The sequence below is a fragment of the Vreelandella olivaria genome (genome assembly GCF_023507745.1).
Classification (GTDB): domain Bacteria; phylum Pseudomonadota; class Gammaproteobacteria; order Pseudomonadales; family Halomonadaceae; genus Vreelandella; species Vreelandella olivaria_A.
The window spans coordinates 66098-78890 of record NZ_JALPZO010000144.1 but is presented as its reverse complement, the minus strand read 5'-3'; the positions used below and the strand labels follow the sequence as shown (position 1 = coordinate 78890).

The following is a 12793-nucleotide window of genomic DNA, read 5'->3' as shown; positions in this document are numbered from 1 at the left end:
ATCAATGTGCAGTGATTATTACCGGGCACTCTGTCTGTTACAGCAATGCCACACTGATCTGCACCACGCCATATATGCAAACCCCTGCGGCCACAGGCCAGCCTAGTGAGCGCACGCGCCACCATACCAGCAGTGTGACGACTAACCCGATAGCCGTTGCAAGCCAGGAGATAGTGTTTGGATTAACGGGGACAATCGATACCCCCAGTACGGCGGCGATCATCATTGGGCCCAGAATCCCCAGCCATTGGGGCATGTTGCTGAGCCCCGTGTCACTATTAAGGCGGCGCTGCATCCATAGGAATGGCACAACACGCATCAACAGCGTGCCCAGAGCAGAAGCTACAACGGCTAACCACAATGCATGGCTCATGCATGACTCCCCTGAGCTTGAAACTTCACCATATAGAAGCAGAGCGCACCACAGGCGGCCCCCAGCGGAATGGCTACGTTGCTCCAGCCATATAGGGTAAACAGTAAGGCAGAGATAATGGTGCAACCCAGAGCCGCCGACCAGCGTTTATCGGTGAAGCGTGGTGCGACCATGGTAAGAAACAGTGCAGGCAACGCGAAGGGCATGATCTCGCCGAGCAGCGGCCAGCGGGCGGTGAATGCTTCACCCGCCGTTGCGCCAACCACGGTACCTGCTACCCACACTCCCCACGCCAGTAGCGATGCCCCTACAAACCAGCCAAACCGCTCAGGTGCTGTCAATTGTGGCAGCCGGGTAAGTGCCAGGGCAAACACCTGGTCGGTCAAGCCATGCATTAGCCAGGGCCAATGACGGCTGCGTGGTAGCAAAGCCGCTAAATTAGGGCCATAAACAACATGACGAACATTGATGAGCAGCGTCATTACCACCACTAGCCATAGAGGCGCGCCAGCAGCCACCATACCGACAAACAGAAACTGTGATGCGCCAGCATAAACCAGCGCTGAAATAGCAGTGGCCTCCCAGGTGGTAAAGCCCGCCTGCATGGCCACCAGGCCAAACGAGAGAGAAACAGGGATATACCCTCCCAGCAACGGAATCGCCTCTTTAACCCCTTTCAATGTGGCTCGGATGGGGGTGTGGCTGGCAAGCTGTCTCATGGCGTATTGCCTTGTTTATTATAGGTAATGGTCAAGAGCATGGTGGCCTCTTGTGCACTGGTTCGGTAAAGGTGTGGCTTATCAGCAGGGAACGTAATGGTCTCTCCGGGCTTAAGTGGCGTGGTAGCGCCTTCTATGCCTGCCTCCAGCCATCCGCTGATGAGCGTGAGCGACTCCTGAGTGCCCGGTGTATGAGCTTCGGCATGGCGTAGGGTATGCGGTGCGCAACGCATCCAATAGGCATCCACCTGTGGGGTGTCTTTGCCCTGGTCGATCAATTGCACCTGTACACCGTCTTCTCCCAGCGGCACGCTAATCGGCGCCACCAAGGTGCCAAAAGGTACATTGAGCTGCACTGCCAGCCGCCAAATGGTATCCAGCGTCGGGTTGCCGTTACCTTGCTCAAGACGGCACAGGTTGGATTTGGCAATACCGGCTGCATTAGCCAGCTGTGAAAGTGACCAGCCACGCTCCTGGCGAAGCGTTTGGAGATGTTGGCCCAAGGTATTGAGTGAAAGCTCATCCATTACGGTGTCTCAGTGTTCCTTATATAGAACGTTCTATATAAGGAACGTTAGCCTGTCAACTGCTTTGCTTAAGGCTCCACTCTTGGCGCGCTTTATGCATTGCCTAGTGGTTAGCACAATGGAACTTTGTCGCGAGGAGAGGTAATGCATTCACTGATGATGCTGAAACCAGTGCGTTCAGTACTCTGGAGCGTTGCGCTGTTACTGCTGGGTAATGGATTACTCAATACATTGCTGACCCTGCGAGGGACAAGCGAAGGGTTTTCCAGCGCCGTCCTGGGTATGGTGATGTCGGGGTATTTCGTTGGGTTTATTTGTGGCACCTGGGTGAGCAGGCGGTTGATCAGGCGGATGGGCCATATCCGCACCTTCGGGTTTTGTGGTGCTATTTGTGCATCGGTCGTGCTTTTACATCTTGTGTTTATTAACCCCTGGGTATGGCTGCCACTGAGAGTTGTGTACGGCCTCTCTTTTATTACCCTGGTGACCGTGATTGAAAGCTGGTTGAACAGCCAGGCTGCGAGCCACGAGCGGGCCAGGATATTTGCGGTTTATATGGTTGTTAACCTGGGGGCGCTGGCCGCTGCACAGCAATTGCTGCGTCTTGCATCGCTTGAGGGGCACCTGCTTTTTGTGTTAATCGCGATACTTATCTGTTGGGCATTGTTACCGATTACGATGACCCGGCGTGCCCAGCCTAAAATGCCAGACCGCCCAAAGAGCAGTTTACGCTCACTATTGGGGTTTGCTCCGCTGGCGGTTGCATCTGCTGCGTTGTCGGGGTTAGCCATGGGGGCTTTTTGGTCGATGACACCGATTTATGCCACCCAACTCGGTTTTGACACCGCCGGTGTGGGATTGGTCATGAGTGTGGCGATTGTTGGCGGCGCCTTATTGCAGATCCCGATAGGGCGTTTTTCTGATCAACATGATCGTCCGAGAGTTATGACATGGGTGGTGCTGCTTGCGGCGCTTTGTGCTGCCGTCCAGCCGTTGGCGCCCAACCAGCACGTGTTATTGGGGTTGTACTTCCTCTGGGGTGGGTTGGCTTTCTCGCTCTACCCGTTGGCGGTTGCGCAGTTGGTAGACCAACTGCATCCGGATGAAATTGTGTCAGGCTCGGCTGATTTATTGGTGATGCACGGAGCAGGTTGCGCCATAGCCCCTGTATTGGCCGGTTCATTGATGAGCGTGGTGGGAGGGCATGGATTACCGTTGTATATTGCGACTGTTTTTGTGCTGCTGGGCGGGTATGCTATTTATCGCCGAGGCCGTGTGACAGCTCTGCGTACCCATACGGCACATTTTGAGCCGATGATTCAAAGTAGTTCAGAAGTCCTGGAGATGGCCTTTGATGATACCCAGCCGGATCTCTTCACCGATCCAAGCTTTTATGAAGAGCATGAGCGTCAGCGCCTGGCTGATCTGTTCAAGCTGGCAAAAAGCTAATGGGTGTTTTCAGGTGGGTGACGCCAGCAGTGGCGCCCCCAGGGCGCCATACAGACGTTTTGTTTCTTTAATGCTTTAGGCAACCGCTGCTGGGGTAACATGCTGTCGCGGGAGAGCTGATGCGTTAGCCGTGGTGCTCAGCATGGCAATGTCAGCATAGCCTTTTTCGGTTAATGCCAGCACATCCGGGGAGGAGCCCCATTTCAGCAGCATTTCATCAATGTGGCGCTCTGCTGCTCTGAACTGGCCGCAATGGCTAAGCAGTTTGGCAATGGTGTAATCACACTCTGGGGTATCAAACATTTCATCCTTGATTTCCTGGATAGCCAGTTGGAGGCCCGCTTGGGAAATATCTGCCAGTTGGTTATGTTGCATGCCATCACTCCTTGTGAATGCCAGTATATATAAAGACGAATTTATTTATACCTGTCTTGTACCATTAGAGAGTAAACCATGGTTTTGTGAGAAGCAATGGTAAATTCACCTGCTGGTTTTATTTCACTTTTGGTGAAAAAAACCGCTCAAGGGCAGGGGTTTTTGTTGCTGGTGGCTGCAATATCAAGTGGGCATGCAAAGGTAGTGTGATAAGCAAGAGTAGCTAGGCAACACATAACGAGCGATACCGGTGCGAGTATAAATAATTTAGATTGTTCGGTTTTTTTTGGATAATACTTTATTGTTATATATGGGTTTTTTATGTTCTTCTGGTATGTCGCCTGTACGGCGGTGCTGCCGGATCATCGTGTCTCCTGGAACTGAGGGAGCACGCTGGTGCTCCCCTCAGAAAAACGATTATTCGGCTGCTTTATGCTTATTTATGTATCGTTGATCCAGCGCTTGACGTGTCATCCAACTGAATGAAAAAAATTCATAAAAGCTATACAGAATGTTAACCGGGATGTCATGAATGGGCGGTAGCGACGGGTCGCTGTGGTAAAAACACATCGAGCTGGTGGTGTTGGCTATCCAGCGGTACCCGAAGCGGCATACTTGTGTTTGTACTGGTGAGATATTCGCCATCAAGCTTTGCGACAACGCCCTCAGTGTGCGGTGCCGTGGGGGCTTGCGCGTTGACCACCCTAATGTGGTAGCGCGTTTTTGCCAGGGTGACGGTGGCACTAAATGCAGGCCAGTCGGTGGGTAGGCAAGGAGCAAGTACCAGCCAGTCGCCCTGGCGATGAATGCCAAGTATTCCTTCCATACCGGCCTGGTACATCCAGCCAGCGGCACCGGTATACCATGTCCAGCCCCCGCGGCCAGCGTGTGGAGCAACAGAGTAAACGTCGGCTGCCACGACGTAGGGTTCTACACGATAGCGGGCAGCTTCCTCTGTTGTGCGTGCATGATTGATGGGATTAAGCAGGGCAAAGAGCTGGTGCGCCTTATCACCATCACCAAGCTTTGCAAACGCCAGCATCGCCCACATTGCTGCATGGCTATACTGGCCTCCGTTTTCTCGCATGCCGGGTGGGTAGCCACTGATATAGCCTGGGTCACGTTCGGGGTGGTCAAAGGGGGGCCAGAACAGCAGTGCCAGTTGCTGCTCGCGCCGAACGAGCTCACGCTCAAAGGAAGCCATCGCGAGTGTGGCACGCTCAGGGTCGCCTGCACCGGAAAGTACCGCCCAAGACTGGGCAATGGAGTCAATCTGGCAGGCATCGCTGTCCTGGCTGCCAAGCCAGGTGCCATCGTCATAGGTGGCCCGGCGGTACCACTGGCCATCCCAGGCGCTATGATCCAAGGCAGTACGCAGGGCGTCAGCCTGGTGATGCCAGCGGGTGGCCCGGCGTTCATGCTCGGGTAAATGAGGTGTTTGCGCCTCGCGCTGTGCTGCAAAAGGGGTAAAGAGCTCCAGGGTTTTCACCAGTAACCAGCCTAGCCACACGCTCTCGCCTTTGCCTCCCGCTCCGACGCGGTTCATGCCATCATTCCAGTCCCCGCTACCCATCAGTGGTAAGCCATGTTCGCCCAACTGGGCCAGGGAGATATCCAGGGCGCGAGCACAGTGCTCAAACAGCGAGGCGGTTTCCTGGGTAACCGTAGGCTGGAAAAAATGCTCATGTTCATGTGGGGACAGTGCTGTGCCATTAAGAAAACTCACTTGTTCGTCAAGCACGCTATTATCAAGGGTTGTTTCAATATATCGAGCGCAGGCATAGGCTAACCAAACCCGGTCATCCGAAATACGTGATCGCACACCTTGCCCGGAGTGAGGTAACCACCAGTGTTGTACATCGCCTTCGGGGAACTGGCGTGACGCCGCCCGCAGCAAATGTCGGCGAGTGGTTTCGGGGCTGCTAAATGTCAGTGCCATGCCATCCTGTAACTGGTCGCGGAAACCATAAGCGCCGCTGGCTTGATAGAAGGCAGAGCGTGCTGTTAGACGGCAGGCGATGGTTTGGTACAGCAGCCAGCCGTTCAGCATGATATTCATGGCACGGTCAGGCGTGTTGACCTGTATGGCATTGAGCTGGGTTTCCCAGTGTTGATGAAGACTGGCAAGCTCTGTATCGATATCCACGTGACGAAAGCGTGCAATCAGTTCTTGTACTTCATCCACTGAGTGGCCCTGCCCCAGCAGCACGACGATATCGGCTGTTTCGCCGCTGTCCAATAAGAGGCCGCGTTGTAGTGCCGCGCAAGGGTCCAGTCCAGCTCCTAATGCACCAGAAAGAGGGTGTTTACTGCGTAGCCCGGCTGGTTCTGCCAGACTTTTTCCGTAGCCGATAAATTCACTGCGGTTGGCAGTCCAGTTGGCGGGGGACTCGCCGATATCAAGAAAGGCCACCTGTCCTGGGAAAGCGGCATTCCATGGGTTGTTGACCAGTAGGGCGCCACTGGCCGCATCCTGGGAGGAAATAAGGAAAGGGGCTGATGCACTACGCGAAGTGCCAAGTACCCACTCGGCATAGGCGGTTACGGAAAGCTTCCGTGCCCGGCCGGAGTGGTTGGTCACCCTTAAGCGCGAGATGCGTAGTGGGGCGTCCAGCGGAACAAAATGCAGCAACTCCAAACCCAGGCCGTCGACGCTGTGTTCAAACTGGCTGTAGCCAAACCCATGGCGGGCCACATAGCCGCCTGCGTCGCGTACCGGGCTGGCGGTGGCCGTGTAAAGTGCCAGCGTCTCTTCATCGCGGATATAAAGCGCATCCCCACTGGGGTCTATCACGGGGTCATTAGACCACGGGGTTAATTGATTTTCTCGACTGTTATCCGCCCAAATATAGCCTGCCCCTTCAGCGGACACCTGGCAGCCAAAGCGTTGATTAGCAATGATATTGATCCACGGAGCGGGGGTTGTCCGGTGAGCATCAAGCAGTGTGACATACTCCCGCCCTTGCTTTGCAAATCCTCCCAGGCCGTTATAAAACTCAAGCGCTGAGGGCGTGATAGAGGGGGGCAGGGCGTTGTCATCAATGGGCTGTTTAGGCAGTGAGCGCTTGGTGTATGAGATAGGGCCGGGGGCCTGTTTGACCGGTAGTGTAATCGACAATTGGTCAGCAATCGCGCCACGTTGTGCGATGAGTGTTATCCGTGCGATTGATTGCAACTGAGACCGGGACGTTACACTTGTCAGGTCGGCACGCAAGGCAAACACTGCTCCCTGGCTGTGACCATTATGGAGGCGAGGCCTGGCCTGGCTGCTGAGTATTGTGGTCTCAATTGCCTGTTGAAGATCCTGAACATAGGAAGAGGAGCGTTCATTAATAACAACGATATCCACTTCCAGGCGTTTCATGCGCCAATATTCATGCGCACGCAGTAGTTGCTGTAACTGCGCTATGTCCTCAATCGACTCGATACGTAGCAATACAATGGGTAAGTCGCCGGATATGCCGTGTTGCCACAGCAGCGATTGGGGGCCTGCACCACGCTGAATGGCGGCTGGGGAGGCTTGAAAGCGTGCGTCCGGGTAGAGCAGGGGGGCAGCCAGACGCTGAAAGTCAGCAGCTTCGTCTGGCTGGGTGCCCAAGTGGCGCAGTTGTACCTGAGCTTGGGTCCATGCAAGCATTTTGGCGCGTTCGAAGGCGCTGTGGTCGTGATGTTTATCGATCAAGTCCATCAGCGCCTCGCGTGAGTCGGCAACCACGGTCCAGTAAGCGATACGGGCAACGCTACCAGGCGTTATCCGCAGGCAACAACGCAACGCAAAAACAGGATCAATGACACTGCCTACAGCACCGGTTAAGCGGTGGCCTTCGGCCAGCGCTGCTGCTTGAAAAATGCTGCGCCCCCGACCGATAAACTGTTCACGATCGGTTTCGTACTGCTGCTCTCCTACGGTTTCCCCTTCCACAACGGCAAAGTGTGCGACCCACACCGGTGCCTCGCTGGGGTCGCGCTGGCGGCGGGTGGCTACCAAAACGTTGAACTCAGGAAGGTACTCGGTCACCACGAACATTTTGGCAAAGCAGGGGTGCGCATTGTCGGCGGCGGGTGTGGTCAGTACTAGCTCTGCGTAGGAGGTCACATCAATATCGCTGGTATGCCGTCCGCTGTTGGTCAGTGATAGCAGACGAACCTCACCGTCGTCCTCACCAGAAACCAGTATGTCCAGGTGGCTGGTAATATCATCGTGTCGATGAGTGTAACGGGCATAATCTTCGGCAAACAGCACATGGTTCGATTTATCGTTAGCACTGTTGTGGGGTTCGGCTGTTTGACCCATCGCGGTCCAGATGCCTGGGTGCCGGGTATCGCGAAGAAAGATAATACTGCCCCAGTGATTGCGGGTTGTATCAGGCTGCCAGCGGGTCAGCGCAATATTATTCCACTGGCTATAACCACCACCGGTTGCGGTCAGCATGACGGAGTAGTTGCCGTTGGAGAGCAGGTGAGTGACTGGCGGTCCACTGATAGCGGTGGGAACGCGGCGTACTGCCTGCGCTTCGTTAGTGATTTGGCTGGCGGTTGATTTCACCTCTTCAGCGCGTGGGTAAGCAATCGCCACGTCGCGGGGAATCCGCTCCTGCAGCAATAGCTCGCTAGCCTGAATCATGGGTTCACGGTGAAAGCGCGCGCGCATTTGTCCACGGTGCAGCGTATTGGCAATGGCGACAATCGTCATGCCCTGGTGATGCGCCATATAGCTGCGCACGACGACACCCTCTTCTCCTGCGGGTAGCCGCGAGCGGGTAAGGTCGAGTGCTTCATAAAAACCATAGCGTCCAAGAACCCCCATTTCGGCCAGGCGTCGATAATTTTTGCAGGCACCTGCCGGGTCAATCATCGTCGCTAACCCGGTGGCATAAGGAGCCACCACCAAATCTGCTGAGAGTCCGCGTTTAAGGCCTAACCCAGGTACGCCAAAATTAGAGTATTGATAGGTGTGCTCAATGTCGCGGGCGTTGTACCCCGATTCTGAAATGCCCCACGGTGCCGAGAATTGCGCGGCATACGCTTGTTGGCGTTTAACGACCAATCGGTTGGTTTGCTCAAGCAGGCTGCCAGCAGGTGCTCGCATCACCAGCGATGGCATCAGGTACTCAAACATTGAGCCTGACCAGGAGATCAACGCCGCGCCACGGGTTAGCGGTGTTGCCGCACGGCCGAGGCGAAACCAGTGGCGGGTGGGTACATCGCCTTTGGCAATCGCGAATAGGCTGGCCAGCCGTGCCTCTGAAGCCAGCAGGTCATAGCAACTGCTATCCAGTTGATAGTCATCCAACGAATAACCTATTGATAGCAACTGCCGCTCAGGGTTGAGTAGAAACGCGAAATCCATATTGAGCGCCAGGCGCCTGGCTTTATCGGCCAGTTGTTGCAGCCGATCCGATTGGGTGTTGGCTGCCATGGCTTCCTGAGTCTGATCCTCGCTATGCTGGGATACCGCTTTATGTGCGGCGTTTACCCAAAAAAGCAGTGTCTCACTATCAGTATCGTGATGGGCTTGGAGCAACTCATACGCGATCTCTTGCGCTTGTTTCGTCAGCGGGAGTAGGGCATCAAGGCGTACAGGCGTCGTCTTATTGTTGCTTAATAGGGCATCAATTTTTTCAAGCTGCTCTCTGAGTTGAGTAATGTCCGGTTGGCTAAATTCTGGTGTAGAAAAAGAGCTGCGTGCCAGTGCTTCGTGAGCCAGGGCAAGGGTATCTGCTACCCCCTGATGAGGGGTAGGTAACGTCGCCGTTTCCTGCCATGTTTCACAGGCATTGGCGATAGTAATAAGATGCCCCGCCAGGTTGCCGCTATCAACCGTGGATACATACCTGGGGTCTAACGGGCGCAGATCGGCGGTTGCATACCAGTTGAAAAAGTGGCCACGGTAACGTGGCAGCGACTGCATAACGGCCAGTGTTTCTTCTAAGCGCTTGAGGGCATCCTGGTTGCCTATCCAGCCGAAGTCACGGGCGGCCACTGTTGCCAGTAGATAAAGTCCCATATTGGTGGGGGAGGTACGTTGGGCGGTGACCGGCTGTGGGGCTTCCTGGAAATTGTCGGGGGGGAGCTGGTTATTAGCGGTGTTAACAAAGGTTTCGAAATAGCGCCAGGTGCTACGTGCGATAAGCCGCAGTTCAAGTGCGACATCTGTGCCTGGTTGCGGCTGGTTAACGGCGCTATTAGCACTACTTAGCCAGGAGGCTAGCCCTGGGGCTATTAGCCAAAGCAGCGCAACAGGTAAAACGATGATCCAGACGCTGCTGTTAAACCACAAGGCACTGAGTGCCACTGCTGATCCGAGAGCCGTACCGGGTGCCATGTGTTGGTAAAACCCCGCGGCGCTCAGGTGGGGGTATTTCATTGTCTGGGCTGCTGAGGTCCACTCCAGCAGGTGACGACGCGTTATGTAAACGCGTACGAGGGTGCAGGCAATTGCATTTAGCATGCGCCACGCCACGTCAGGAAGAAATATGAGCTGGAGCAGCGTTTGCTTCCCTCCCAGCCGTAGTTCTTCCAGCCACTGTTGGAAATGGTGGCGTAGGTTCACGCCTGATCGTAGCGGTATCAACGTTGTACAAAGAGGTAGCAGTACCGGGACGCTTATGATCAGAATAAGCATCAGTGTACTGACGGTGGCCATCATGAAGGGGAGCTGCCAGCTTACCGCAAGGCAGGCCAGCAATAACGGTGGCAGCAGCGAACGCCGCAGATTACCGAGAATTTTCAAACGTCCTGCCAACGGCAAGGGCGCTTTAAACAGCCATGGGAGCAACTGCCAGTCGCCCCTAACCCAGCGGTGCTGCCGCTTGGCAACCACGTCATAGCGGTTGGGAAAGTCCTCAATAACCTCGATATCTGAGGCAAGACCAGCGCGGGCAAACACACCCTCAAACATATCGTGGCTAAGCATGCTGTTGTCGGGGATGCGGCCTGCAAGTGATGCTTCAAAGGCATCGATATGGTAAATACCTTTGCCCGCGTACGAGCCTTCGCCGACCAGATCCTGGTAAAGGTCTGACATGGCGGCGGCATAGGACTCAATACCACCTGGGGCAGAGCACAGCCGCTGGTAAGTGGAGCCGTTGCCAGCCATGGGTAGCGACGGAGTAACCCGAGGCTGGAGAATGGCATAGCCTTCCACCACGCGGCGTTGTAGTGGATCCAGGCGCGGCTGATTTAATGGGTGGGCGAGTTTGCCCACCAGCTTACTGGCGGCACCTCTCGGCAGACGTGTGTCGGCGTCTAGCGTGATCACATAGCGCACGTCGTTCGGCAGTGCTGGTGGATTTATAAAGGTAGTGTCTGTTGCGCCCCGTAACAGCCTGTTGAGTTCGTGAAGCTTGCCACGTTTTCTCTCCCACCCCATCCAGCACTGCTCGCGTTGATTAAATATGCGTTTGCGATGCAGCCAAAAAAAACGTTTTTCGTAACCGGGTGTGCTATAGCGCTCGTTTAACTGTTGGATACGCGTCTCAGCGGCGCTTAATAACGCAGCCTCTTCTGCTACTTCTGCCTGGGGTGCATCAATGCCGTCTGTTAACAGGGCATAACTGACGGCACCGTCACCGCTACTGAGAAAGTGCACCTCAAGGAGATCAAGCTGTTCCTGTAAATCGGTCTTGCTGGTCAATAGCGTCGGTATTGCCACCAGCGTGCGTAGTGAGGGGGGAATACCTTCCGAAAGATCCAGGCTGGGCAGTGGTTGGGCACCGATACTATGAATGACCATACGGTTAACAATTAAGGTCGCCACTTCCACCAGCGGCAATATGCTCAGGCCAGCCAAGAGCAGCAGCCACAGAGGAGAGACTGTTGCCGACGTGCTGGATAGCCACAGCAACCAGCCTGCCAAGACGATTAGGCAAATGGTTGTCACTGTCAGCAGGGTGATATAACCGGGGATACCGTTATGTAGCAGAAGCTTCCGCAACCGTCGGCGTAAGGGAGGGTGAAAGCCGAGGCGCTTCTCCAGGGTGGCCCGCCCATCCGCTATTAAGAAATAACCTGGGTCACCAACCCGTGCTGCTTCCACAGCATCGTCGGCTGTTATCAACGCTTCTCTGCAGGCTTGCAGTGCGTGATCTGTAACGTCCAGTTCAGTGTACGTTGAGCCACGGGCCAGCTCTTCCACCGCGCTGCGGTATTGGTTTCGGGTTGAAAAGTCGTAGTGCGCAAAGTCGCTATGTTGGCTCAGTTTGGCATCAACCAGGCTGACACTTTCGAGCAGTTCAGCCCAGTCGGTACTGGAAATAAAGCGCATACTGGTGATGATATTACGCATGGTAACGCTAGCTGCGCCTTGGCGCTGTTGGGCGCTGTGCACGACATCATCAATGGATTCGCCCTGGCTATTAAGCTGCTCATAAAGCCAGCAGGCCAGTGGGCTTGTGCGGGGGTTAACACCGCGTAACCGTTTGGCTAATTGCGCTGTAAAGGAAGTCGAAAGCGGAATTTTTTGAAAAGTAAAAGAAGGGAAATCATCAACAGCTTGATGAACCTCCGCCGAGCTGTGGTGGACTGAATTTTCGTAAGACCCGTTTTTAAAGGCGCTGCGTTCGGGAAAGTGGCGTTCACGTGCAATCCACTTTGCGGCCAGTGCATCTGCTTCATCTCGTGAGGTTTGTTCCTCTATGATCTGGTCAGCAAGGCGGCGCAGGTTTTCGATAAGCACGATACGCAACGTAATCGCTACGGCCCACAATTCGCCAATCGTCAGTGGTTGTTCACATTGATAGGCACTAATAAAGGTGCGTAGATTGTCAAGCTCAAGATGGCTGTCGGTATGTGCGACAAAAGCCCAGGCAATACCAAACACGCGTGGATAGCCCGTAAAAGGTCCCTCTGCCAGTTTCGGTAACTGGCGATAATAGCCGGGAGGTAAGTTGCCACGAATTTCACGGATTTGCGCTTCGATAAGGTGGTAGTTGTCCAGTAGCCAGGCAGCAGCAGGGACGATATCCCGTCCGTCTGCCAGGGTAGCGGCACAGGCCTGGTAAGCGGAAAGCAGTACATTGGCATTCTCGTCAAGTCGCTGGGTTAGCGGCACTACTTTGGGAGGCGTTTCGGTGACTGTCTGTGCCCGTGCCAGACTACCCGCATGCTGTTCAAGCCGTTCTGTACTGAATAGCTCCTCTCGCACGGGTGCAGTGGAGTTCCAAAGCGCCACAGAGGCATGGTGCTGGCGCGCACGATGGAAAAAGGGCGTTTGGAAAAAAAGAGTCACGGTGACCATCCTGGTTTAACTGCAAAGAGCTATTTGCAAAAACGATGCTGCCTGCCAGGACGATGTGCTCAATGAGTGTCTTTGTCGGTTCGCTAACGCACATTGCGTGCATAAATAGCTA

General features: G+C 54.7%; 6 protein-coding genes. 1 reads left to right on the top strand and 5 read right to left on the bottom strand.

Annotated features, from left to right (window positions below; translation table 11 throughout):
• Window positions 1-37 precede the first annotated feature (37 nt).
• Genes HP566_RS17620 through HP566_RS17610 form a run of 3 tightly spaced genes read right to left on the bottom strand, consistent with a single transcriptional unit; the run spans window position 38 to window position 1619 of the window.
• Complete coding sequence (locus HP566_RS17620) at window positions 38-373, bottom strand: AzlD domain-containing protein (RefSeq protein WP_249978623.1); 336 nt, start codon at window positions 371-373, stop codon at window positions 38-40.
• Window positions 370-1092: an AzlC family ABC transporter permease gene (locus tag HP566_RS17615; RefSeq protein WP_249978622.1), complete on the bottom strand. Its 723-nt coding sequence runs from the start codon at window positions 1090-1092 to the stop codon at window positions 370-372. Before HP566_RS17615 ends, HP566_RS17620 begins: the two co-directional genes overlap by 4 nt.
• Window positions 1089-1619, bottom strand: coding sequence for a helix-turn-helix domain-containing protein (locus HP566_RS17610; protein WP_249978621.1), 531 nt, complete (start codon window positions 1617-1619; stop codon window positions 1089-1091). Before HP566_RS17610 ends, HP566_RS17615 begins: the two co-directional genes overlap by 4 nt.
• A gap of 144 nt (window positions 1620-1763) precedes the next feature.
• On the opposite strand from HP566_RS17610, the gene HP566_RS17605 reads away from it, so the two are divergent.
• Window positions 1764-3068 (top strand): MFS transporter, encoded by a 1305-nt coding sequence (locus HP566_RS17605; RefSeq protein ID WP_249978620.1) that lies wholly within the window; start codon window positions 1764-1766, stop codon window positions 3066-3068.
• 75 nt (window positions 3069-3143) lie between these two features.
• Here HP566_RS17605 and HP566_RS17600 read toward each other — a convergent pair whose 3' ends face one another.
• On the bottom strand, window positions 3144-3443 hold the full coding sequence (locus HP566_RS17600; RefSeq protein WP_249978619.1) for a hypothetical protein: 300 nt from the start codon (window positions 3441-3443) through the stop codon (window positions 3144-3146).
• Between the two features lie 526 nt (window positions 3444-3969).
• Window positions 3970-12672, bottom strand: a complete 8703-nt coding sequence (locus HP566_RS21790; RefSeq protein WP_249978618.1) for a GH36-type glycosyl hydrolase domain-containing protein — start codon at window positions 12670-12672, stop codon at window positions 3970-3972.
• Window positions 12673-12793: the final 121 nt, after the last annotated feature.

What these genes read in the sequence shown, in the direction of transcription:
- HP566_RS17620 (WP_249978623.1), bottom strand. Translation starts at nt 373, where the DNA reads ATGAGCCATGCATTGTGGTTAGCCGTTGTAGCTTCTGCTCTGGGCACG.
- HP566_RS17615 (WP_249978622.1), bottom strand. Translation starts at nt 1,092, where the DNA reads ATGAGACAGCTTGCCAGCCACACCCCCATCCGAGCCACATTGAAAGGG.
- HP566_RS17610 (WP_249978621.1), bottom strand. Translation starts at nt 1,619, where the DNA reads ATGGATGAGCTTTCACTCAATACCTTGGGCCAACATCTCCAAACGCTT.
- HP566_RS17605 (WP_249978620.1), top strand. Translation starts at nt 1,764, where the DNA reads ATGCATTCACTGATGATGCTGAAACCAGTGCGTTCAGTACTCTGGAGC.
- HP566_RS17600 (WP_249978619.1), bottom strand. Translation starts at nt 3,443, where the DNA reads ATGCAACATAACCAACTGGCAGATATTTCCCAAGCGGGCCTCCAACTG.